General features: G+C 56.5%; 23 protein-coding genes. 16 read left to right on the top strand and 7 right to left on the bottom strand.

What is annotated here, in order from left to right:
- Positions 1-3: 3 nt before the first annotated feature.
- The gene (recO, locus tag RZ517_RS16110) at positions 4-741 is read left to right on the top strand and encodes a DNA repair protein RecO (RefSeq protein ID WP_338549150.1); all 738 of its coding nucleotides are present in this window, start codon (positions 4-6) and stop codon (positions 739-741) included.
- Here recO and RZ517_RS16105 read toward each other — a convergent pair.
- The 4 genes from RZ517_RS16105 to RZ517_RS16090 form a co-directional block, all read right to left on the bottom strand.
- Positions 738-1,130, bottom strand: coding sequence for an META domain-containing protein (locus RZ517_RS16105; RefSeq protein WP_338549149.1), 393 nt, complete (start codon positions 1,128-1,130; stop codon positions 738-740). The genes recO and RZ517_RS16105 overlap by 4 nt on opposite strands.
- A gap of 2 nt (positions 1,131-1,132) precedes the next feature.
- Positions 1,133-1,669 carry a TetR family transcriptional regulator gene (locus RZ517_RS16100; RefSeq protein WP_338549148.1) on the bottom strand — a complete coding sequence of 179 codons (537 nt, stop codon included), beginning with the start codon at positions 1,667-1,669 and terminating at the stop codon, positions 1,133-1,135.
- A 350-nt stretch (positions 1,670-2,019) separates the two neighbouring features.
- The gene (locus tag RZ517_RS16095; protein ID WP_338549147.1) at positions 2,020-2,163 is read right to left on the bottom strand and encodes a hypothetical protein; all 144 of its coding nucleotides are present in this window, start codon (positions 2,161-2,163) and stop codon (positions 2,020-2,022) included.
- Between the two features lie 192 nt (positions 2,164-2,355).
- Complete coding sequence (locus RZ517_RS16090; RefSeq protein ID WP_338549146.1) at positions 2,356-3,051, bottom strand: DUF1045 domain-containing protein; 696 nt, start codon at positions 3,049-3,051, stop codon at positions 2,356-2,358.
- A 166-nt stretch (positions 3,052-3,217) separates the two neighbouring features.
- Between RZ517_RS16090 and RZ517_RS16085 the strand changes: the two genes are divergently transcribed.
- The 6 genes from RZ517_RS16085 to RZ517_RS16060 all read left to right on the top strand — a co-directional run bounded on the left by RZ517_RS16085 (position 3,218) and on the right by RZ517_RS16060 (position 8,817).
- Positions 3,218-3,913: a fumarylacetoacetate hydrolase family protein gene (locus RZ517_RS16085; protein ID WP_338549145.1), complete on the top strand. Its 696-nt coding sequence runs from the start codon at positions 3,218-3,220 to the stop codon at positions 3,911-3,913.
- Positions 3,914-4,016: 103 nt separating this feature from the next.
- Entirely contained in the window at positions 4,017-5,039 is a 1,023-nt protein-coding gene (locus tag RZ517_RS16080; protein ID WP_338549144.1) for a TRAP transporter substrate-binding protein, read from the top strand.
- A gap of 54 nt (positions 5,040-5,093) precedes the next feature.
- Positions 5,094-5,678 carry a TRAP transporter small permease gene (locus RZ517_RS16075; protein ID WP_338549143.1) on the top strand — a complete coding sequence of 195 codons (585 nt, stop codon included), beginning with the start codon at positions 5,094-5,096 and terminating at the stop codon, positions 5,676-5,678.
- On the top strand, positions 5,675-7,180 hold the full coding sequence (locus RZ517_RS16070) for a TRAP transporter large permease (protein ID WP_338549142.1): 1,506 nt from the start codon (positions 5,675-5,677) through the stop codon (positions 7,178-7,180). The genes RZ517_RS16075 and RZ517_RS16070 overlap by 4 nt, the downstream gene beginning before the upstream one ends.
- Before the next feature lie 9 nt (positions 7,181-7,189).
- Positions 7,190-8,143 (top strand): SLAC1 anion channel family protein, encoded by a 954-nt coding sequence (locus RZ517_RS16065; RefSeq protein ID WP_338549141.1) that lies wholly within the window; start codon positions 7,190-7,192, stop codon positions 8,141-8,143.
- Between the two features lie 74 nt (positions 8,144-8,217).
- The gene (locus RZ517_RS16060; protein WP_338549140.1) at positions 8,218-8,817 is read left to right on the top strand and encodes a hypothetical protein; all 600 of its coding nucleotides are present in this window, start codon (positions 8,218-8,220) and stop codon (positions 8,815-8,817) included.
- 3 nt (positions 8,818-8,820) lie between these two features.
- On the opposite strand, the gene RZ517_RS16055 is transcribed toward RZ517_RS16060, so the two are convergent.
- Positions 8,821-10,509: an acyl-CoA dehydrogenase family protein gene (locus RZ517_RS16055; RefSeq protein ID WP_338549139.1), complete on the bottom strand. Its 1,689-nt coding sequence runs from the start codon at positions 10,507-10,509 to the stop codon at positions 8,821-8,823.
- Between the two features lie 198 nt (positions 10,510-10,707).
- Here RZ517_RS16055 and RZ517_RS16050 point away from each other — a divergent pair, with 198 nt between their 5' ends.
- From RZ517_RS16050 to RZ517_RS16040, 3 genes are all read left to right on the top strand, one after another.
- Complete coding sequence (locus RZ517_RS16050; protein WP_338549138.1) at positions 10,708-11,481, top strand: sulfite exporter TauE/SafE family protein; 774 nt, start codon at positions 10,708-10,710, stop codon at positions 11,479-11,481.
- A gap of 111 nt (positions 11,482-11,592) precedes the next feature.
- Positions 11,593-13,992 (top strand): phenylalanine--tRNA ligase subunit beta, encoded by a 2,400-nt coding sequence (gene pheT, locus RZ517_RS16045; RefSeq protein WP_338549137.1) that lies wholly within the window; start codon positions 11,593-11,595, stop codon positions 13,990-13,992.
- A 212-nt stretch (positions 13,993-14,204) separates the two neighbouring features.
- Positions 14,205-15,203 carry a hypothetical protein gene (locus RZ517_RS16040; RefSeq protein WP_338549136.1) on the top strand — a complete coding sequence of 333 codons (999 nt, stop codon included), beginning with the start codon at positions 14,205-14,207 and terminating at the stop codon, positions 15,201-15,203.
- On the opposite strand, the gene RZ517_RS16035 is transcribed toward RZ517_RS16040, so the two are convergent.
- Positions 15,200-16,099, bottom strand: a complete 900-nt coding sequence (locus RZ517_RS16035) for a LysR family transcriptional regulator (protein WP_338549135.1) — start codon at positions 16,097-16,099, stop codon at positions 15,200-15,202. The genes RZ517_RS16040 and RZ517_RS16035 overlap by 4 nt on opposite strands.
- 73 nt (positions 16,100-16,172) lie before the next feature.
- On the opposite strand from RZ517_RS16035, the gene RZ517_RS16030 reads away from it, so the two are divergent.
- The 3 genes from RZ517_RS16030 (at position 16,173) to RZ517_RS16020 (ending at position 18,237) form a co-directional block, all read left to right on the top strand.
- Positions 16,173-16,802, top strand: coding sequence for a class I SAM-dependent methyltransferase (locus tag RZ517_RS16030; protein WP_338549134.1), 630 nt, complete (start codon positions 16,173-16,175; stop codon positions 16,800-16,802).
- 58 nt (positions 16,803-16,860) lie between these two features.
- Positions 16,861-17,307: a YtoQ family protein gene (locus tag RZ517_RS16025; protein ID WP_338549133.1), complete on the top strand. Its 447-nt coding sequence runs from the start codon at positions 16,861-16,863 to the stop codon at positions 17,305-17,307.
- Positions 17,308-17,430: 123 nt separating this feature from the next.
- Positions 17,431-18,237 carry a hypothetical protein gene (locus RZ517_RS16020; protein ID WP_338549132.1) on the top strand — a complete coding sequence of 269 codons (807 nt, stop codon included), beginning with the start codon at positions 17,431-17,433 and terminating at the stop codon, positions 18,235-18,237.
- A 353-nt stretch (positions 18,238-18,590) separates the two neighbouring features.
- Here RZ517_RS16020 and RZ517_RS16015 read toward each other — a convergent pair whose 3' ends face one another.
- Positions 18,591-20,189, bottom strand: a complete 1,599-nt coding sequence (locus RZ517_RS16015) for a phosphoenolpyruvate carboxykinase (protein WP_317056987.1) — start codon at positions 20,187-20,189, stop codon at positions 18,591-18,593.
- A gap of 403 nt (positions 20,190-20,592) precedes the next feature.
- Here RZ517_RS16015 and RZ517_RS16010 point away from each other — a divergent pair, with 403 nt between their 5' ends.
- From RZ517_RS16010 to RZ517_RS16000, 3 genes are read left to right on the top strand one after another with little or no spacing between them, the layout of a single operon-like run.
- Positions 20,593-21,294 (top strand): response regulator transcription factor, encoded by a 702-nt coding sequence (locus RZ517_RS16010; RefSeq protein WP_338549131.1) that lies wholly within the window; start codon positions 20,593-20,595, stop codon positions 21,292-21,294.
- 23 nt (positions 21,295-21,317) lie between these two features.
- Positions 21,318-23,015, top strand: coding sequence for a sensor histidine kinase (locus RZ517_RS16005; RefSeq protein ID WP_338549130.1), 1,698 nt, complete (start codon positions 21,318-21,320; stop codon positions 23,013-23,015).
- A gap of 7 nt (positions 23,016-23,022) precedes the next feature.
- Positions 23,023-23,463 (top strand): HPr kinase/phosphorylase, encoded by a 441-nt coding sequence (locus tag RZ517_RS16000; RefSeq protein ID WP_338549129.1) that lies wholly within the window; start codon positions 23,023-23,025, stop codon positions 23,461-23,463.
- Positions 23,464-23,517: the final 54 nt, after the last annotated feature.

The following is a 23,517-nucleotide window of genomic DNA, read 5'->3' as shown; positions in this document are numbered from 1 at the left end:
TTCATGGAGTGGCGCGACCAAGGCATCTTGCTAAGCAGTCGACGGCATGGCGAAAGCAGCGCCATCATTGACGTATTCACCCCAAACCAAGGCCGTCACGCGGGTGTGGTTCGTGGCGGAGCGTCACGCAAGATGGCGCCTGTCTTACAGCCGGGTGCTCAGCTGGACGTCAGTTGGCGCGCGCGACTGGAAGATCACATTGGCACCTATCAGGCCGAATTGGTGCGCTCGCGCGCGGCATTGGTGATGGGTGATCGGTTGTCGCTCGCCGGGCTCAACGCGGTCACGGCGCTCTTGCTCTTTTGCCTGCCGGAACGTGAAGCGCATGCGCCTTTGTATCGCAAATCAGAACAGCTTTTGGACTTGCTGGGGCAACCTGAGGTCTGGCCGCTGGCCTATCTGCAATGGGAATTGGCATTGCTCGACGACATGGGCTTTGGTCTGGACCTCAGCGAGTGTACAGTTTTGGGCGGGTCTGATCGGGATCTGGTTTATATTTCGCCAAAAACCGGGCGGGCTGTGTCACGCGACGGAGCAGGAGAATGGGCGGACCGTTTACTTCCCTTGCCGCCGTGTCTTTTGGGGGCAAACCCGTCGGACGATGCCGAGATTATTCAGGCACTAGACGTGACGGGGTATTTTTTGTCGAACGCTTTGGCGCCGGAAATCGGGAACAAGCCTTTGCCGGAGGCGCGGGGACGATTTGTTTCGCGCTATGCGGCACAAATGAACGCGGGTTAACGAACCGCCTCAAACACCATTTGTCCGCCTGCATCGTTGCTCAGAATGAGTGTGTTGGCGGACACTTCGGCCAAAGTCATCTTGTCCAGGCTCTGCAACATCCACGTTTCGGCCTCTAAGTCAGGGCACGCCCGCCGTGTGCTGGCGATATTCTCGGTTTTGAACCAGGGGTAAGGTTCGGCTTGTGAGCCGAAAAACTGGTTGCAGGGGCCTTCGCCGGTGATTTTTCCTTCTTCAGGAAATTGTATCACTGTCTCCGCGACAAAATCTGTGCCGTCGATTTCGATAAGCTTCCACGCCGCATCGGCCGCACCGTAACCTGACAGGGTTTCATCTCCACCGCACTGAAACAACGCAATCATCAAAGGGAAGGTGAACGCAAATCGCATGGCTACCGCAGCGCAAGCACAAGGTCGACCAATGACCCGATGGCATCCGCATTGTCGCTTGGCCCGTGTTTTCCGATGTCATTCATGCCAATGGCTGCGGCATAGATGATACGCGACATTTCGGGGTTGGCGATGCCGATGTCCGTCAATGTGTCCTGCAAAAAGCTCAACCGGACGGTGTCCACGCGATCCACCGACCTGCGTGCACCTTTATGCGCTTGCGCCCAGCTTCGAACGGCCATCTCCAGCTTGTCGAGAGTGGCAAATGCCTGCGCCAAAGATCGGAGTTTGGCGACGGGTGCTTCGTCGGTATCACGGACTGTTTCGCTCTGTGTCAGAGCGTTGACTTCCCACTCCTGCAAAAGCGATTTCTGAAAGGCCGGGACATCGCGAAAATGCCAATAGAAAGAGCCTTTAGACACTTTCAAACGGACGGCAAGCGGTTCTGCCTTCAGCGCATCAGGGCCTGCAACGGCCAGCGCTTTTGCACCGGCTTTGAGCCAATCACCAGGTCCCAGACGTGAAGAGGAGCGTGCCATGTGTCCGACATACTTTTGCGTATGTGCCAATACAAGATCAACGCACCAAAGAGGTCAATTGGTCACGCCCGCGCACCCTATGTCCCGTGAAACACTGCCTACGCGATAAAGTAAAACGAGCGGCCCCGAAGAGCCGCTCACTTAGGTGCTGAAATGACTTCAAAAAAGCTGGGGACTTTTTCAGCTTCACCAATGACCGAAGAACACGACATCGCAATGAACAAGTTATGAAAAACTTGTGACAGTTCAGTGGTCATTCTTCGGCGTGGAAGAGCTGATTATGCTCTAACAGCAAAAGCTTAACGTTTCTGGAACAGTCAGGCGCAGACCTGCACGTTCTGTTAAACGCGTTATTCGGCAGGGGTTTCCGGTGTGTCGCGTTTTTTGGATGCGCCAAACATGGCACCCGGGAAGATGTCCTTGAGCATTTTGCCCATCAGGGCCGCGCCAAACAAAACCATCAACACAACAACGACTGTTACGATCGTATCCATGAATGTTTCCCTCCATTCCTTAAATTCGCATCAGGCTGCCTAGTTAAGGAAAAGGGCGAGAAAATGACCAAAATGGCGCGTTTGTTGCCATTGGCGACCTGTCACTGGTGTCATGCGCCGAAGCATCTCATTGCATCAAGTGTATAGAATGTTGGTGGAATTATTTTGCGGCAAGCTTTTAGTGCATTGATTTTAAACACACTTCCCCTTCAATTTGCATCTGCGGAGAATATGAAATCGACCATTTGAACTCTCGCCAACCAAACTGAAAGCGTCGATGTCATAGGGGCTCGGAACATGTGGCATAAGGTGCGATTCAAGGATGGTTTGAACCCAATCCGCCTGCTTTTTTGGGATTTTTCCGGTCAATGTGATGTGAAATCGGAAGGTATTCATCACATAGGGATAACCCCAGCGGATCAAATTCGCATCTTGCTCTGGGCTTAGTGAGCGTGCCCGCCGCCTGGCAAGCTCCTTATCCGTAAGGGGAGCGCGAAACACGTCGAGCTCTCGAACAGTGTGTGCCGCAAGGCTGCAAAGGTCTGACGTGTCTCCTTCGGGCACCAGCGCCAGGAACCGTCCCAAACGCGCGAGTGTGAGATGATCGAGTGTTACAGGTGCAATCTGTGCGCACAATGTTTCAAACGCGTCGCATAATGCCGCTTCGGTCTGCCCGTCGGCCAAGCGAAATGGCGGTTTGATCGTCGCGTGCAAACCGTATTTGCCAGGTGTTTGAGTGATCTCTTGGCGGATACTTGTAAGTTCGGGGATGTCTGGGGGCGGCGGCACGCGTCCTGCATTTATGTCCCAGCCCAGCCAGGCCGCCCCGAACTCTGCAAACGGGCCGGGGGTGGGGGTAAAATAGATACCGTACCGTCGAAAACCCATGCCGACCGTGCTCGCCTTTGTTTTTGACCACTTGCCCGAAATGGGCCAGCGGCGCTGCTACTCACATGCCATGGCTGATCTGTAGAGTACAAGACCCGCCCATTTTGCCCGTTGCAGCAACGTGGCAGACCTGCGCATACGTCATAGTGAAAAAGGAGCCCCGCGCATGTCTTGGAAACCGCTGTTTGAACCGCCACAAAACCCGATGCTGCCGATTGAGGGCGATGATAGGCTTTTCCCTATTCGGCGAATCTTTTGCGTAGGGCGCAATTACGCAGCGCATGCCGCCGAGATGGGCAATGAAGTGGACCGCGAAGCGCCATGGTACTTCAACAAGTCCGCGCAGGCTTATTGTGCCGGCGGCTCCAAGATACCGATGCCGTCAGAAACGCAGAATTGTCACTACGAAATGGAATTTGTCGTGGCGCTTGACCGCCCGGCATCGAAGGTGTCCGCGGATCATGCGATGGAAGCTGTTTTTGGATATGGCTGTGGTATTGATCTCACGCGCCGCGACCTGCAGGCGCAGGCCAAGGAAAAGCGACGCCCTTGGGATCTTGGCAAGGATTTTGAAAACGCGGCGATTCTGGGCGCGCTGACGCCAAAGGCGCAGTTCGGTGACGTCAATAATCAGCAGATTTGGCTCGATCACAATGGCCGCCGCGTGCAAGATGCAACGCTCAGTGACATGGTCTGGTCCGTGCCGGAAATCATAGCGCATCTGTCGCGGTTCTACCGTCTGATGCCAGGCGATGTCATTATGACTGGGACTCCTGCAGGTGTTGGGCCGGTTGGACCCGGCAGCCACCTGAAAGGTGGGGTCGAAGGCCTGACAGAGGTTGAGGTTTCGTTTTCGGAGTGACACGCGGCTTGATGGTTGCAAATGACGGAACAATAATGTCATCGTTTCGTGCGATCTGGCGGATTGACCAGAGGGACGATCCGAATTTTGGGAGGATGATTTCATGAAAATGCTCAAGCTGACGGCCAGTTTTGCCATCGCTGGGATGATGGCCACAGGGGCCTGGGCGGCAGATGTGACGCTCAAAATGCACCAATTCTTACCGCCACAGGCCAATGTGCCCAAGCTCATTCTGGAGCCTTGGGCCGAGCGCGTCGAAGAGGCGTCAGGCGGCAAGATCAAGATCGATCATTTTCCTTCGATGCAGCTTGGCGGCAAGCCGCCGGAACTGGTCAGCCAGGTTCAGGATGGCGTGGCGGATATCATCTGGGTGGTTGCCGGATATACACCGGGCCGCTTTCCGCAGGCCGAAGTCTTTGAACTGCCGTTCATGATGACCAATGCCGAAGATACGTCGCGCGCCTATTGGGAATTTGCCGAAGCCAACATGATGGACAAGGATTTCAAGGATCTCAAAATCCTTGGCGTTTGGGTGCATGGCCCGGGTGTGATCCACTCGGCTGATCCTGTGGATGAGATTAGCGATCTCAACGGCATGACGGTGCGCGGCCCAACCCGGATCATCACCGGAATGCTTGGTGAATTGGGTGCAACACCCAAGGGCATGCCCGTGCCCGCGATGCCAGAGGCCCTGTCAAAAGGCGTGATCGACGCAGGTGTCATCCCCTGGGAAGTGACCGCGGCGCTAAAAGTTCCTGAGCTGGTTGAAAACCATACAACATTTGGGGATGAGTCACTCTATACGGCGGCCTTTATCTTCGCGATGAACAAGGAAAAATACGAAAGCCTGCCGGACGACCTGAAAGCGGCTATCGACAGCCAGTCAGGCGCGGATTTCTCAGCTCTTGCCGGTAAGATCATGCAAGAGTCTGATGGCCCCGCACGTGAGCTGGCCGAAGAGCGCGGCAACAACATCATCGATCTGACGCCTGAACAGGTGGCCGAATGGAAAGAGGCCGCCAGTGATGTTGAAGCGAAATGGATCGCCGAGATGAACGACAAGGGCTTTGACGGACAGGCGCTGGTCGATCAGGCCCGAGGGTTGATCGCGAAGAACAGCGAATAAGCAATGTGAACCGCGCTGCCAAAGGTGCGGCGCGGTACTTTCAGGGGGCAAGGCATGCCGCGATTGGTTCTGACACTGGCACGCGGTATGGCGGTTTTGGGCGGGCTGGTTCTAACCGGTTTGATCCTGATCACCTGCGTGTCGGTTCTCGGAGGTATTGGAAACAGCTTCTTTCACAGCGCCTTCGCCGAGGGCGTGTTCCCCGGATTTGCGCAAAGCATGCTGGACCTCGGCATCGGACCGCTCTTTGGAGACACCGAGATGGTCGAGGTTGGCATGGCCTTCGTAATCTTCTGTTTCCTGCCGCTCTGCCAGATTTCAGGGAGCCACGCATCTGTTGACATATTCAGCTCAAGGCTGCCGTTGCGCTTTAACCGCGCCTTGCAGGTGCTGATCGACATGATCTTTGCGGCAGTTTTGATCCTGGTTGCATTGCGGCTCTTTGCCGGGCTGCAAGAGAAGATGCAGTACAACGAGACGACCTATGACCTGCAATTCCCGATCTGGTGGAGCTATGGGGCCAGCCTTGCAGCATCCGGGATTGCGGCGCTGGTTGGTGTCTACGTCGCGGGTGCCCGGATTTTTGAGGCGACCAGCGGGCGCGTGATCCTGCCCAGCCGTCAGGGGATGGACGGGTGAGTAACCTAGAGATTGGCATTGCCTCATTTCCGGTTTTGATGGGGTTGATCTTCCTGCGGGTGCCCATCGGGTTGGCGATGTTCCTAGTGGCGCTGGGTGGTCTTTTTGCCATCACCGATGGTTGGACCGTGGCGCTCGCACGGCTCAAGCATGAAACCTATTCGACCTTTTCCAACTACTCTTTGTCAATTGTTCCGATGTTTCTGCTCATGGGCCATTTCGCGACATTGGGCGGCATGTCCACCGCGCTCTTCAAAGCGGCAGAGTCGTGGCTCGGCCATCGCAAAGGCGGGGTGGCCATGGCCTCAGTTGGGGCCTGTGCAGGGTTTGGCGCAATCTGTGGCTCGTCTCTGGCAACTGCGGCTACCATGAGCCAGGTCGCGCTCCCGGAGTTGAAGCGCTATGGCTATTCCGGGGGCTTTTCGACCGCGACGCTGGCTGCGGGCGGGACACTGGGTATTCTCATACCGCCATCTGTCGTGCTGGTCATCTACGCAATCCTCACTGATCAGAACATCGCCAAACTGTTCCTCGCGGCCTTTGTGCCCGGGGTTTTGGCGGCGATTGGGTACATGATCACGATAAACATCTATGCTCGTCTTCACCCCGAGGCAGCGGGCGCGCGTGATCCCGTACCTATGCGTGAAAGAGTGCGTGCGCTGATTGACGTCTGGCCGGTTCTGGCGGTTTTCTCGCTTGTGGTGGGGGGCATCTATCTTGGCTGGTTCACACCTACGGCTGGGGCAGCCGTCGGAGCGGCGGGCACCGGGCTGATTGCGTTGGTCAAAGGTGGAATGGGCTGGAAAGCTTTGGAAGGGGCCTTCCACGCCACCGCGCGCAATACTGCGATGATCTTTTTCATCATTCTGGGTGCCGCGTTTTACAACGGGTTTCTCGCACTGAGCCAAGCGCCCCAGGCCTTGTCGGAGTGGGTCATCGGCCTGGGTCTCAGCCCATGGTCGGTCTTGATCTGCATCCTTCTGCTTTACCTCGTCTTTGGCTGTCTGATGGACAGCCTGTCGATGATCCTGCTGACGATCCCGATCTTCTTTCCCATCATCAGCCAACTTGATTTCGACTTCGTCTCCCTCGCTGCACTCCAAGCCGATGCCGCACGCGAGGTGCTCGCCAGTGGAATTCCCAAGGGCATGACCGCCGAAATGCTCGGGTCCATAGAGACCGCTATCGCGTCAGGACAGGAGTTCACGCGCGACATGATGCGCGCGCTGGATATCAACATCACCCAAGGCCGCGCCAACCGCATCGAGGCCGAAGAAGTGGCGATCTGGTTCGGCATTCTGGTTCTGATCGTGGTCGAAGTTGGCCTGATCACACCGCCTGTGGGGATGAATCTCTTTGTAATCAACGCCATGGACCCGCGCACAAGGATGTCCGAGACCTATCGCGCGGTGCTTTACTTCGTTGGATCCGATGTGGTTCGGGTTGCCATTTTGGTGGCTTTTCCGGGGATAACCCTGTTCCTGCTGAGATGGCTGCATTAGGAGCGTATGATGGTTGGAGACACCTCTCCCTGGCTGGCGCGCTTCCCGGTAACGCTTTTTACGACCGTAATGGGGATGAGCGGGATGACCCTTGCGTTGGCCGAAGGGGAACGAGTTCTTGATTTGGCTCATGGGATGTCTACGTTCAGTGCGCTGATCACGGTCGCTATCTTTGGTTTGGTGACTGTGGGTTACACTCTGAAAACCATACGTCATACTAGCGCGGTCAAGGCCGAGTGGAACCACCCCGTCAGTCTGGCATTTTTCCCGGCGATCTCTATTTCCCTTCTGCTGCTCGCGGCTGTGGCTCTACCTTGGTCAGAACCAATCTCGCGCGGGATATGGATCACAGGGGCTGCGCTTCAGCTTGTTTTGACCTTGGCTGTCATCTCAAGCTGGATCGGTTCGCGCGCCTTTGTACATGGCCATCTAACCCCGGCCTGGTTCGTTCCTGCGGTTGGCAATGTCATAGCACCTCTGGCTGGGGCACAGCTTGGTTACATCGAAATCAGCTGGTTTTTCCTCTCCATCGGACTGCTCTTCTGGATCGTGCTGCTGGCCATGGTGATCAACCGGCTGGTGTTTCACGACCCTCTGCCGGAACGGCTTCAGCCGACGTTGGTGATCCTGATTGCCCCACCCGCCATTGGATTTCTGGGCTGGACCAGTCTGAACCCAGGGCTTGATCCTATGGCGCGCATCCTGATGAATTCTGCGCTGTTTTTCTTAATTGTCGTGATGGTGCAGCTCCCAACCATCCTCCGGTTGCCGTTTTCGCTGTCCTTCTGGGCGCTCAGCTTCCCCTTGGCTGCCGCGACGACGGCATCCTTGCGGTTTTCGACGCTATCTGGGTCAATGTTCCACCTTTGGCTGGGCTTGGTTTTGTTGGTCATCCTGACGCTCACTTTGCTGGTTTTGTTATATAAAACGCTGAAGTCACTCGCTTCTGGAAGCGCCTTTTGAGGCCCCAATACCTTCATGGGAAAGCCAAATTGGTTTCCATCATTTGACACAAATCGGTGGCAAACCCTTGGGGCATGAGCAGGGAAAACCAAAGCAAGCACCTCAAAGCCGCGCTACTTGGCGTGGCCGTGTGTGCAATTATCGTCTCTTTCCGCCTGTTTGGTGGAGGGCCAGAACGGCTTGTTCCCTACTTGTCTGAGCCGGTCATCAGCGTGACCGGGGACGCGCCGGTTTTGGGCAGCGCTGCGGAAGACTATGAGAGCCTTGTCGAGAACGCTGACTACTACGCGGCCTTCGCCATGGGCGAGGCAGGCGGCCATGGTTGGTCCGACAATCATTCCACGCAAGACATGGCCGATGCAGCGGCTTTGTCGTGGTGTGAAGAGTATGACGCAGGATGTCGTGTTATCACGCGGATTGCTCCGGCGGACCCGCTCAAGCTTGACGACCTGCCTTTGTCAAAAACGTCCGCACTTGCGCTGAATGACTATCAAAGCCGTCCGTCAACCAAGGCGATTGCCTTGTCAGAAACAGGCGTTTGGGGGATGTCCTGGGGTCAGGACACCAAGAAGAGCGCGGTGACAGTCGCGCTTGAGAAATGTCAGCAGCGACTGAACATGGGATTTCCTGATCGTCGCACCTACGGCACGTGCCGACTGGTCTGGTTCGACTGAGACCTACCCCAAAATCCGGCGTGCAATCACCTGTGCCTGAATTTCGGCTGCGCCTTCAAAGATGTTCAGAATACGCGCATCACACAGCACGCGGCTGATGGCGTACTCAAGTGCAAAACCGTTGCCGCCATGGATCTGCAGGGCATTGTCCGCCGCAGCCCAGGCAACTCGCGCGCCCAGAAGTTTGGCCATGCCGGCCTCGACGTCACAGCGTCTACCTTCGTCCTTCTCAAAGGCGGAGAAATAGGTCAGCTGACGTGCGATCATGATCTCAACCGCCATCATCGCCAGCTTGTTGGCCACACGGGGGAACTCAATCAAGGATTTGCCGAACTGCTTGCGATCCTGAGCATATTGCATGCCCAGATCAAGCGCGGAGGCGGCGACACCAATCGCGCGCGCGGCGGTCTGGATACGCGCACTTTCAAACGTCTCCATGAGCTGCTTGAAGCCTTTGCCCTCTTCGCCGCCCAAAAGATTCTCACCCTTCACTTTGAAATCGTCAAAGTTCAGTGTGTATTCCTTCATGCCGCGATAACCCAGAACCTCGATCTCGCCGCCTGAGATGCCCGGGTCTTGCCAGGGCGCGTCATCGGTGCCAGGGGTCTTTTCGGCCAGGAACATGCTGAGGCCCTTGTAGTCCTCTGTGCCTGGAACAGTGCGCGCCAGCACGGTCATCACATGGGTGCGCGCTGCGTGGGTGATCCAGGTCTTGTTACCATTCAGAATCCAATCACCATTGTCGTCCTGTTTGGCACGGGTCTTGAGTGATCCAAGGTCGGAGCCTGTGTTGGGTTCGGTGAAAACAGCCGTCGGCAAGGTTTCACCCGAGGCCAGACGCGGTAGCCATTTTTGCTTTTGCTCATCGGTGCCGCCCGCGATGATCAGCTCGGCGGCAATCTCGGAGCGCGTACCAAGCGACCCCACGCCGATATAGCCACGGCTGAGTTCTTCGGAGACAACGCACATGGACGCTTTGGAGAGGCCAAAGCCACCAAATTCTTCGGGGATAGTGAGGCCAAAGACACCCATTTCGGCCAGTTCGTTGATCACCTCCATGGGGATCAACTCGTCCCTGAGGTGCCATTCATGGGCATGCGGGATGACGTTTTCGACCGCGTATCGCCGGAACTGTTCGCGGATCATCTCCAGCTCTTCCTCAAGCCCGGATGTGCCAACAGTGATCTCAGCCGCACGCTCCTGCATCAGTTCCACGAGACGGATGCGCGCGGCCTGTGTGTTGGCGGTCTGCGTGAGCGTCATGACCTCAGGCGTCATCAGCACGCCCATGTCTTCCTGGCTCAGGCCAATGTCCTGAAGGCGCAGCACCTCGCCCTGGTTCATCGGGATGCCGCCGTAGATCTGCCAGAGATATTCGCCAAAGGCGATCTGGTGGATCAACTGCTCAACTTCGCCAAACTTGCCATCGGCCTGCAGTCGTGTAGCCCAGTTTTGCATTTGGCGTAGCGACTCGACATAGGTGGCCAGCCAGGCAAGCCCGTGAGTCGCGGTCTGATTTTCTTCAACGGCGTGGGATGAGACACGGCCATCGACCGCAACAAGCGCCTTCAGAGCCGACTTGGCCTTTTCCAAAATGGCCTCTGCCGGAGCGACGGCGGCACCGGTCAAAGTCAGAAGATCGTCAATGAGTATTGCTTTGGATGCCATTACGTCTTGTCCATCATGCGCCATGAATCACACTCCCTGTACTCGGTCGGACTGTCCTAGCTATTTCGCAGGTGCAGCGCAACTATTTTGCTTATGCGGCACAGCAAATGGTTTAATATTGCGCCAACCTGTCGCGGCTATGGGGTCCGCCGGGCCCGAGTCGACGTATAATATCATGAAACTAACCCGTGCGGAGGCTGGGAAAAGTGATACCAACGGCCTATGGAGATTTTGCTTGGCCCGGATTGGGCGTTCCTGCTTGTCTTTGCCTTTTGCATTGCCGTTTTGGGCGGCATTGTGAAAGGCGTGGTGGGTTTTGCCATGCCGATGGTGGTGATCTCAGGGCTTAGCACCTTCATTTCACCTGAAATAGCGCTGGCCGCCCTGATCCTGCCAACACTGGTGTCCAACGGATGGCAGGCCCTGCGCAACGGCGTGGTCGCGGCCTTGGGGTCTGTGTGGAAGTTCCGGGTTTTTCTTCTGGCAGGGGTGTTTTTCATGCTCGGCTCAGCCCAGCTTGTCCCTGTGATCCCCGAGGCGGCGATGCTCCTGATTATCGGCGTGCCGGTGGTGATCTATTCCGCTTTCGCGCTCATGGGCCGCCCACTGGCGCTGCCACCCAATCCCGGCAAACGGATCGAGGCGGGTATTGGGGCCGTCGCAGGGTTCTTTGGTGGTATTTCCGGTGTCTGGGGGCCGCCAACGGCGATCATGCTGACGGCGATGAACACCGAAAAGACCGAACAGATGCGCGTGCAGGGCGTAATATACGGTGTCGGCGCGGTGCTATTGGTGATGGCGCACCTTTTTTCCGGCGTGTTGAACGCCCAAACGGTGCCTTTTTCGCTGATGCTCATTCCGCCGGCGCTTCTCGGTCTTTGGATCGGGTTTTCCATTCAGGACCGGATTGATCAGGCCCTTTTTCGCAAGCTGACACTGGCCGTGCTCGTCATTGGCGGATTGAACCTTGTGCGGCGCGGGCTAATGGGCGTTTGAAAATGGGTATTTTTGACAAGAAAGAAGCTTGAGACCCACAGCCCTCTTTTATGCGCAGCGCTATTCCGGTAAAGCGCGCGGGACGTGACTGAAATTTGTGGATAAGAGCCGATGAAGTTCACCCTGTCTTGGCTGAAAGACCATCTTGAGACCGATGCGAGCGTGGCAGAGATTGCCGACGCGCTGACCGATCTTGGGCTGGAGGTTGAAGAGATCATCAATCCGGGCGAGCGGTTGAGCGAGTTTACCATCGGCAAGGTGCTGAAAGCCGAGCAACACCCGGATGCGGATCGCCTGCGTGTGTGTCAGGTGATGACCGACGAGGGCGAGACACAGATCATCTGCGGTGCGCCCAATGCGCGCGAGGGTATCACCGTGGTGATTGCCAAGCCGGGGGTCTATGTGCCGGGCATTGATACCACCATCGGCGTGGGCAAGATTCGTGGCATCGAGAGCTTTGGCATGATGTGCTCAGAGCGCGAGATGGAGCTTTCGGAGGAGCATGATGGCATCATCGAGCTGCCGTCTGGCGAGATCGGTGAACGGTTCATTGACTGGCTGGCGGACAACGATCCGGTCAAGGTTGACCCTGTCATCGACATTGCCATCACGCCGAACCGCCCCGATGCCTTGGGTGTGCGGGGGATTGCGCTTGATTTGGCGGCCCGTGGTTTGGGCACAATGAACGAGGCCCCATCCGCCAAGGTTGAGGGGCAATTCCCATGCCCGATCACCGTGACGATTGATGAGGATACGTGCGAAAACGGCTGTTTTGTCTTTGCCGGTCGTCTCATTCGCAACGTGAAAAACGTCCCCAGCCCCCAGTGGCTTCAGGACCGCTTGCGCACCATTGGACTACGCCCCATCTCGGCGCTGGTCGATATCACCAACTTCTTCACCTATGACCGCAACCGCCCCTTGCATGTCTTTGATGCGGACAAGGTCAAAGGCAACCTGCGGGTGCACCGCGCCGAAGGCGGTGAGACGCTCGTTGGGCTGGACGAAAAAGAATACACGTTCAGCGCGGGGCAAGTGGTGATTTCCGATGACGACGGCATTGAAAGCATCGGCGGCATCATGGGCGGTCTGGAGACGGGCTGTACCGAAGAGACCACCAATGTGTTTCTCGAAGCCGCCGTATGGGACCATATCCAGATCGCCCATACCGGCCGTGCACTCAAGATCAATTCCGATGCGCGCTATCGCAATGAGCGCGGCATTGATCCTGCGTTCAACATGGAAGGCCACGAGCTTGCCACGCAGATGATCCTTGATCTCTGTGGCGGTGAGCCGTCGAATGTCGTTGTGGCCGGTGACATACCGGATGTCAGCCGGGCCTATCGGCTTGATGCGGCGCGGGTCCAGTCGCTCGTAGGTATGGACATCCCCGAAGCGGAACAGCGTCAGACGCTCACACGCCTTGGCTTCAAGCTGGAAGGTAATATGGCGCATGTGCCCAGCTGGCGGCCTGATATTCTGGGTGAAGCGGATCTTGTGGAAGAAGTGGCGCGCATTGCCTCGCTGACCAAGCTGGAGGGTAAGCCGATGTCGCGCGCGCAGGCTGGCGTGCCGAAAGCCATTCTAAGCCCTGCGCAAAAGCGAGAGCGCACCGCGCGTCGCACGGCGGCGGCTCTGGGTTACAATGAATGCGTCACGTACAGCTTTATTGATCAGGCCAGCGCGACGCTCTTTGGCGGCGGCTCTGATGCCACTATGCTCGCCAATCCAATCAGTTCCGAGATGAGCCATATGCGCCCGGCGCTCCTTCCCGGCCTGTTGCAGGCAGCGGCGCGCAATCAGGCGCGCGGTGCAATGGATCTGGCGCTTTTTGAAGTGGGTCATGCGTTCCATGGTGGAGAGCCTGAAGAACAGCATTTGCAGGTCTGTGGTCTTCTTGTCGGTCGAACTGGACCCAAAGATGTGCACGGCGCGTCCCGTCCTGTTGACCTTTATGATGCGAAGGCAGATGCCGAAGCCGTGCTGTCTGCGCTGGGTGCACCTGCCAAGGTGCAAATCCTGCGTGGCGCGCGTGAATGGTGGCATCCGGGTCGGCACGGCATGATCTGCCTTGGGCCAAAGAAGGCCTTGGGTGTCTTTGGCGAGTTGCACCCCAAAGTGCTGCGCGAGATGGATGTCAAAGGCCCGGCTGTGGGTTTCACCCTCTGGCCACAGGAAATTCCCATGCCGCGCAATGCAGGCGCAAGCCGTGGGGCGATGCAAATCAGCGACCTGCAAGCGGTGGAACGTGACTTTGCCTTCGTCGTGGACACGGATGTTGAGGCGTTGACGCTGGTCAACGCCGCCGCCGGAGCGGACAAGGCCCTGATCGAGGATGTGCGTGTCTTTGATGAGTTCATTGGTGGCAGTCTTGGCGACGGCAAGAAGAGCCTGGCCATCACCGTGCGCCTGCAACCGTCTGAGACGACGTTGAAAGACGCCGATATCGAGGCGGTTTCTGCCAAGATTGTCGAGAAAGTGGTGAAGGCCACGGGCGGGGTGCTCAGAGGGTGACGTGCCCTTTGGGTCACAGGCCCGATCTCTGACTCTCAAAAGGGCTTGAGGCGAATCAGGCCCTTTTCTAATCACGGTGTTACGCAACTGAACCCGAATGAGGACAATGAAATGCTTGTTCAACAAACCCCCATCGGAGCCGTCGGAGGACGGATGTAAGTTGCCTGTGGACGCTTCAACAGGCGCGTTGTTAACGCTTGTGGAGATGGTCCATGACCCCTCAAGACGTGAAACTGATTGGGCAGCGTTTGCCCAAAGAAATGATTTTTCCCTATTTTGCCGACCGCGAAAGCGCGTGGGTTCTGGCGGCGTGCATGCCGGAGACTGCGCGCGTCGGCGCATTGCGCAAAACCCCGTTTGGCAAGCTTTTGGACCGGCCCGCGTTGCGTGCGTTGGTCGCGCGGTGTGGTGGTGTGCTGCACCGCGATGATGTGCTGGCGGTGGCTTATGCCGACCAGACCATGGGGCGCGTCACACTCGGCCCCGTCGCTACGGCCGGGGTTGAGGCGGTGTTTGGCGAGACCTGGCACGATTTTTGTCTGAGCTTCGATATCTGGGGCGACAGGCGGCGTTGGTATGACCAGACCACGCGCCAGAACGCCAACCTGGTGGTTCAAATGGGCTTTCCCAGTGATCATGCAGCTCTGATGGGGCGCTATCTGCAAGAGGGCGCGCGCAAGGATTTTGAATGGGATGGACATCCCATCCGCACCTCAGGCCGACCGACGCTGGCCTGGGCACGTCTGGATATTGACCTTGAGGCGCGTGAGGCGCTGGTCGAGGAGGTACAAACCGATTGGTTGCGCAACGCAGGTGATGAGGTTGCGGCCTTGCGCGACAATGCCCCGCGCAGCCGCGCGCTAGCGCAGATGGAGCGGTATGAAAGCGGGCTTGTGGATCGTTACGGCAAGATCTGGAGCCGCGCGATGCTTCTGGCGGCGCTCATGCTGTTGCGCGATGGGCTTGGGGTAGAACGGGTGTGGATGCATCAGCCAACGCCGGGAAAACTCCTCAAACGCATCCATGGCGTTGCGCCACCTCGGTCGCTTTACACCAGCTTACCGCGATCCTTCTGTTTCGCACCGACCCGTGTGCGTCCGGGTTTCTTGCGGCATCTGCCCAAGAAACTGACCAAGACCCTGCCGAAAGATGCGCCGCTCTTTTGGCAGATGGATTTCGACCAAAGGGATGGTCGAATTGACACGGTTTAGACCATGCGCTCTTTCAGCATGTCGGCCAACAAATCAAACACCAGCCGGATCCTCCGGCTGGTGTGCAAATCGCGATGCGTCACCAACCAAACCGGAAAGGTGATGTCTGCCGCCCCCTCCAGCAGGCGCACCATGTCGGGAAAATCGCGAGCGATATCATCTGACATCGGGACAATTCCGAACCCCTTGCGTGCCAGCGCCCAGGCGGTGCTGCCATTGGCTGAACTTGTGGTGAACTGGGCCGCATCAATCGAGATGCCCCATTCTTGCAACGCTGCGATAAGACGCTCGTCATCGCCCATACTGACAAAGTCATGCGTGCTCAGGTAATCGGCGCTCACAGGGGTGCCGCGTGCGTTCAGATAGTCTCTGGACGCATAGAGATGCGCGGGCGCATCGGCGATCAGCCGGGCAATCAGGTCCGGCTCGGTTGGCCTCACATGCCGGATGGCGATATCCGCCTCGCGCGCCAGAATATCGCGGATGTCGTTTGCGGCGATGACGTCTACCCGCAGGCGCGGGGCCATGCTTCGCAAACGCACGAGGATATCGGGCAAGACATAAGTGCTGCTCATATCCGAGGCCGTGACACGCACCACCCCCTCCAGGGAATGTGCCCGTCCTTCGGCAATAAGGGCAATACGATTGGCCGCATCCCCCATGGCCTTTGCATCAGCCAAAAGGTCCTGTCCGGCGTCAGTTAACTGCAAGGCACGGCCACTGCGCTCAAACAGGGTCAGGCCAAGCTCTTCTTCCAGGGCGCTGACCTGACGGCCAAGCGTGGGTTGGGTCAACCCAAGCGACCGGGCCGCCGCAGAGAGCGATCCGGTCTGCGCCGTGGCCAGAAATGCCCGAAGCCGCGACCAGTCAAACGGCTTTTCTATACGTTTTTGCATGACAATCCTGCAATTTTCGCCAATTCAGTCTGAATTCATGCGGATTTATAGGGCATGGCAAAGGAGAGATGCAATGCACCCTGATTCCAAATTCTGGACAAAACTCGCTGAAAAATACGCCGCCCGGCCGATCTCGGATATGGAAGCCTATGAGCAAACCCTGAACCGTATTCGGGCACATCTGCCCCCCGACGCACGCGTGCTGGAACTCGGCTGCGGCACAGGTGGGACAGCCGAGCGGTTGGCGGCTGATGTCAAAACCTATATTGCAACAGACTTTTCCGAAGGCATGATCGCGCAAGCGCATTTGCGTACTGTGCCGGACAATGTGGAGTTCCGCGTGGCCGATGTCTTTGATCCTGTATTTGAGGCCGGCAGCTTTGACGCGGTGATCGCGCTCAATCTTCTGCACTTGGTGCCGGACACGCACCAGGTCTATGCGCGGGTGCAACACCTGCTGAAACCAGGCGGTGTCTTTATCTCCAAAACCCCCTGCATTGGCGAGCGCGACCTTGGGTTTAAGTTTGGTCTTTTGAAACGCGCTATTCCGATCATGCAATGGCTGGGCAAAGCCCCGTTCGTACGATTTCTCAGCCGTGATGATATGGACCAGGAAATCACCACAGCGGGCTTTCGCATCGTCGAGACCGGCAACTACCCGGTGCGCCCGCCAAATCATTTTGTCGTCGCCCACTCGACCTGACTTGCTTTTCTTTGCCGCCGCCGCAGGTTAAGCGCTAGAAAACGGAGGAGACCGGCCCATGCTGAACGTTTATTTGTCAGGTGAAATTCACACCGATTGGCGCGAGCAGATCATCGCAGGCGCTAAAGGGCTGGATGTGGTGTTCAGCGCGCCCGTTACGGATCACGCGGCCTCTGACGATTGCGGTGTGGCCATCCTGGGTGCGGAAGAAAACAAGTACTGGCACGACCACAAAGGGGCCATGGTCAACGCCATTCGCACCCGTAAGGGGATTGCCGATGCCGACGTGGTCGTGGTGCGCTTTGGCGACAAGTACAAACAATGGAACGCGGCCTTTGATGCAGGCTATGCCAGCGCCTTGGGCAAGTCGCTCATCATCCTGCAACCGCCCGAGCATGATCATGCGCTCAAAGAGGTCGACGCGGCAGCTTTGGCTGTGGCGCGCGAGCCGGGGCAGGTGGTCGAGATATTGCGCTACGTGCTGGATGGGTCGCTGCCGGGGTGAAGTAGGCTTATTGGCAGGTTTGAGCCCAAAGCGGACCTGCTCTTAACGCTGGGTCAATCTTTGCAAAGACTGAATGCAGAAATTGAGATTGCAGGAACATTTCTGACTGAGTTAGAGAGAGTTATGCAGTTGACAGGCAATACATGCTTTGAGTGCTTGGATGGTTCTCTTGCCTCAGAATGGGCTGCCATTCAGAAATATTTTTCCTTTTGGCACGATTGCCCGATACCTGCGAATTCAACGAGCTTGCCGACAGGTTTCTCGACAAATTCGGTTTCAGTACGAGAATGGACAAAGCTAGTTCAGACTCTTCAGGATTCTGAACTAGCAGGCGCGTTGCGAGATTATGCAAAACTTGAAAACGTGCCACGGCATGACGCCATAGGGTTCCTATGGCAGTGCGAAGGAGATTTCATCTGGGCAATAGAAAGGGAACACTGGCATGAGCACAATCCTGAAGTTGTTGGTTTTATTCTAGACTACCACGCGTCGGAAACGACGTTTCTTCCTGCAGGTTTGGTGGCAGGAAGTTTGTCTGAGTTCGCGCTCATCCACTCTTCACACTTCATGTATCGGACGTTTGCCAGCGCGACTGTTTCGGCGCCGAATAGCCAAGCTTGGTTACAAGAAATGACATCGAGTTTTTCGGTAGTTAAGCATCTTGGAGGCATTCAGATTTTCGAGAATTCGGGTGTAATCGCCTTGATCTCAACTGATCCATTTGAACCAGATTCTCGCCATCTCAAGGTTGCAGTTAGGCACGCAGAAAGTTTGGCAAACTGCCCAGATGCTTGCCTGGGAGTTCTAAAAAACGGCGGTTCTTTTGCTGGATACTTCGGTGAAGATTCCTTCAGAGGCTCGCCTCAAGCGGCGCCGGAAAAAGCCACGAATAAAGGCATTCAAACAAAACCTTTCTGGAAATTTTGGTAGCTGCATGAAAGGCAGCTTCGTCCGCATAGTCGACATGCTGCCGTTTCTTTGTTCTGCCGCCTTTTCTCTAAGCAGTTCTGATTGCCCAGCACGTCCCGAGCATCACACGCCCCAAACCATCGATCCAAATCCTTAGTAAGTGCCAAACCCACTGTGCGCACGGTTAACTTTCGCCCTTTACTGACCCCGCACCGACGCAATACCGACGTGATACCGACACGATACCGACGTCGTAATCCTTGGAAAACAAAGGCCGTTAACCTTTTTTAGCCAGAATACGCCTCAAACCATGAAAAAGCCCGCGCTCCGTTGGGAGGCGCGGGCTCGTGCTGCATATTCTATTGGAGCTCAGGTTACCCGATCGCTGCCGCTTTCACATCGTCGTCGATATGCGGCAGGTATTGCTCAAAGTTGTCGGCAAACATCTTCACCAGCTTTTCGGCCTGCGCGTCATAGCCTTCGGTGTCGCCCCATGTGCGGCGCGGGTCGAGCAGAACCTCGGGCACGCCCGGCACGTCCACGGGAACGTCAAAGCCAAAGTTGGGATCCTTGCGGAACTCCACCTTGCTCAGCGAGCCATCCAGAGCGGCGGTCAGCAGGGCACGTGTCGCCTTGATCGGCATCCGCTGGCCTGTACCATAAGCGCCACCAGTCCAGCCTGTGTTCACCAGCCAGCAGGTTGCGCCATGCTTGGCGATTTTCTCGCGCAGCAGGTTGCCATAAACCTCAGGACGACGCGGCATAAAGGGCGCGCCAAAGCAGGTCGAGAATGTCGGCTCCGGCTCGGTCAGGCCCCGCTCGGTTCCGGCCACCTTGGCGGTGAAGCCGCTGAGGAAGTGATACATCGCCTGAGCCGGGGTCAGCCGCGCGATGGGAGGCAGCACACCAAAGGCATCACAGGTCAGCATGATGATGTTCTTGGGATGCCCGCCAAGAGCGGTTTCCGATGCGTTTGAGATGTAGTGCATCGGATAAGCGCAGCGCATGTTGGCTGTCAGGCTGTCATCGGCAAAGTCTAGGTCCAGCGTCTCTTCGTCATAGACCATGTTCTCGATCACGGTGCCGAATTTCTCGGTTGTGGCGTAAATCTCGGGTTCTGCCTCGGGATCAAGATTGATCGTCTTGGCATAGCAGCCGCCTTCGAAATTGAACGTGCCGCGATCTGACCAGCCGTGCTCGTCATCGCCGATCAGCGTGCGGTTTGGATCGGCAGAAAGGGTTGTCTTGCCTGTGCCGGAGAGGCCAAAGAAGATGGCGGTATCAACCGGGTTGCCCTTGGCATGATTGGCCGAGCAGTGCATCGGCATGATGCCTTTTTCGGGCAGCAGATAATTCAGCAGAGTGAAGACCGATTTCTTGTTTTCACCGGCATATTCGGTGTTGCCGATCAGGATCAGCTTGCGGTCAAAATTCATCGCAATGACAGTGTCGGAGCGGCAGCCGTGCTTTTCAGGGTCAGCCTTGAAGCTGGGGCAGTTGATCACTGTGAAATCTGCCACGAACCGGTCCAAAGCCTCGCGCTCAGGACGACGCAGCATGTGACGGATGAAAAGACCGTGCCAGGCAAGCTCGGTCACCATCCGCATGTTAATCGAATGCGATGGATCCGCGCCACCGACGAGATCCTGCACATAGTAATCACGGCCCTTCATATGTGCGATCATATCGTCATAGAGCCGGTCAAACGCCGCAGGGTCCATCGCTGCGTTATTATCCCACCAGATGCTGTCGGCAACGCTGTCGGTTTTGACCACATGCTTGTCTTTGGGGGACCGGCCGGTGAACTTGCCCGTTGAAACAAGGAAGGTTCCACCACGACCCAAGCGGCCTTCGCCATTGCGCAGGGCCAGCTCAATCAAGGCGGGCTCAATCAGGTTGTAGTGGACGTCCCCCAAGCCCTCGATCCCCTGGTCCTCAAGCCGGAATTTCGGGTTCACCCGTCCTATTGTCATTATGCGCTCCTACGTTGTCGCAAGGCCTCAGTCTGGGGCCGGGAAATACACTATTGCGCGGCTCTGTCGCGCCGGTTTGATTGGCAATGCCGATGAATGCCGCGGTAATAACATGGCAGTTTTGGGATTGAACAGGACGCAATTGCGTCGTTAGCGCAACCAAATTGGCGCGTTAGCGCAACCACGACGGTGCGCGCGAAACTTTGCTGCCAATTGACTGGAACTGTTGCCTATTTGAGGGCGAATGCCTGCGAAAAAGTGAGGCAATTTAGCCATTCATAAGACATTTTGATGCCAAATGGCCGCAATCCAAACACTGATTCGCAGTTTAGCATTGATTCTAAAGGTCAAAACGGCTCTTATTGCGAAAAACAAAAGAACGAGAGCAGTATAAGGAAACGATATGTCTAAGATCGCCCTTGTGGACGATGACAGAAATATTCTGACGTCGGTGTCTATGACTCTTGAGGCTGAAGGCTTCGAGGTGGAGACTTACAATGACGGCCAGCAGGCGCTCGACGCGTTTAGCAAGAAGCTCCCTGATATGGCTGTTCTGGATATCAAAATGCCGCGTATGGACGGCATGGACCTGTTGCAGCGTTTGCGTCAAAAGACGTCCATGCCTGTGATCTTTTTGACGTCCAAAGACGACGAAATTGACGAGGTTCTTGGCCTGCGGATGGGCGCAGACGATTATGTTAAGAAGCCCTTCTCGCAACGTCTTTTGGTGGAACGCATTCGCGCACTCCTACGTCGTCAGGATGCGATGGACGGCAACATTGTCGCCGATACAGAAGACACCAAGGTGATCGAGCGCGGTGATTTGCGGATGGATCCGCTGCGTCATGCCGTGACGTGGAAAGGTCAGGATGTCTCTCTGACTGTCACGGAATTCTTGCTCTTGCAGGCTCTCGCGCAGCGCCCCGGATTTGTCAAAAGCCGCGATCAGCTGATGGACGTGGCCTATGACGATCAGGTTTATGTGGATGACCGAACCATCGACAGCCACATCAAGCGCCTGCGGAAAAAGCTGCGTATGGTCGACTCGGAGTTTTCGGCGATCGAAACACTCTACGGGATCGGGTATCGGTATAACGAAGAGTAAGTCCTTTAACCGGGGGCGACCAAGTGCGAGATCATTCGATCAGCGACAATGACGACGTCGTCCTCGGCGATGACTATGTTGCGCCTGAAAAAACCGTTGAAGAAGAGGTGCGCATCAGACGTGCGCGCCGCGGATTTCTTCGCAACGGCAGTGGTGGGTCGCTGACGCGCAAGATCATCACGTTCAACCTAATTGCGTTGAATGTGTTGGTGGCTGGCATACTTTATCTGAACTCGTCCAGAGATGGTTTGGCGCAAACCCGCGCCGACAACTTGCTGGGCGATGTTGAACTGATTGCTGATGTGTTTGAGGCCAAATTGCCTGCGTCAGGTGTATCCACACTGACATCGACAGGGGAGACAAGCGCGCCTCTGACGCTTGGCGAACTGGACATTCAGCAAGGCATGGACGTGTTTGTCTATGACACGCAGCAAAACCTGGTTGCCTCGATCGAAGGGTCGATGCCCCGTCCAAACCGGCTTGCGGATCTCGACCAACCAACCGTTATCACGGATGCCATCGACAGCGCCTGGAGTTTTGTGTCCAAGCCTTTTGCATTCCTGCTCAATCCAGATGCCCCTGAAACGGTTGAAGACCAGGCTCGCGTGATCGTTGGTCCGGCGCTTGAATCTGGCACGCAAACCATCCAGGGCAAGGTTGACGGCACAAATGTATATATTGTTGCCACCCCGGTGATGCAGGGAGACAGGGCTGTGGGCGCGGTCGCCCTCGCTAGTGCGTCCGGGGAGATCGAAAAACTTCTCAAGGTGGAGCGTGAGCGTGTTTTGCAGATGTTCATCGTCGCAACGCTGGTGTCGGTTGCGCTGAGTTTGATTTTGGCGTCAACGATTTCCAACCCGCTGGCCGAATTGGCTGCGGCGGCCGAAGTGGGCGGCGCGCGCAACCGAAACAAAGGCCAGGATGGTGGACGCATTCGCATCCCGGACCTTACCGCACGCCCGGATGAAATTGGTCGTTTGTCGGGCGCTCTGCGTGGCATGGTGGGCGCGCTTTACAATCGGATCGACGGCAACGAACAATTCGCTGCAGATGTGGCGCATGAAATCAAGAACCCGCTTGCCAGTCTGCGCTCGGCTGTAGGTACGATGCGTGTCGCCAAGCGTGACGACCAGCGCGAGAAATTGCTGGAAGTCATCGAACATGACGTGCGGCGTCTGGACCGATTGGTCAGTGACATTTCCAACGCATCCCGTCTGGACAGTGAGTTGGTCAAAGAAGATCAGGAGTATTTTGATCTTGTGGGCATGCTCGACAATCTGGCGCGCTATCTTGGGGAAGAGGCCGATAAAAAAGGCATTGAATTTATTACGGATTTCCCTCCTGACCCGATCGAAGTCACTGGGCTTGAGGGGCGACTGGCGCAGGTGTTTGTTAACCTGATCAGCAATGCGATCTCGTTCTGCGAAGAAGGTGATGCCATTCGTGTTTGGACCCGCAAGCGGGAAAACCGGGTTGTGGTTGTGGTCGAAGACACTGGTCCGGGCATTCCTGAGCAGGCTTTGACCAAGATTTTTCAAAGGTTTTACTCAGAGCGTGCTGAGAATGATTTCGGCAACAATTCCGGGCTTGGCCTTTCGATTTCGAAGCAGATCGTCGAGGCGCATGATGGTGTGATCTGGGCCGAGAATATTCGCCCTACGGATTCCGATATCACCTCTGATCCTCTGGGCGCTCGTTTTGTGGTCGGCCTGCCGGTCTGAGGCCGGTATGCCGTCGCCTCAACCCCCACGAAATTCGACATTGCTGCACGCCACCACGGTTGCGTCTGGTGGTCAGGCGGTCTTGATCCGCGGCGCGTCGGGCAGCGGAAAGTCCAGCCTTGCGTTGCAATTGTTGGCCTATGGAGCTGATCTCGTTGCCGATGACCGGACACAAATCTGGGTGCAGGATGGAGGGGTCATGGCAACTGTGCCAAATTCAATCTTGGGCCAGATAGAAGCGCGCGGTGTTGGTATCCTCCGCGCCTCTGCCGCAGGTCCACAACCAGTGAGCCTTGTGGTTGATTGTGACGCGATAGAAACTGAGCGATTGCCGCCATTGCGCACAACACGTTTGCTTGATGTCACTCTGCCTGTTGTTGGAAAATTGGCATATCCCCATTTTCCCGCGGCGATCTTGCTATATCTAAGACATGGACGATTGGCTTGAAGTGTTCCGCGTTCATCTGCGAGTGAGATTAATCGTGGAACACTTTGGAAAGGT

The organism is Roseovarius sp. S88 (assembly GCF_037023735.1).
Lineage (GTDB): Bacteria > Pseudomonadota > Alphaproteobacteria > Rhodobacterales > Rhodobacteraceae > Roseovarius > Roseovarius phycicola.
The sequence above is the reverse complement of the archived record's forward strand: the minus strand, read 5'-3'. Positions and strand labels throughout refer to the sequence as shown.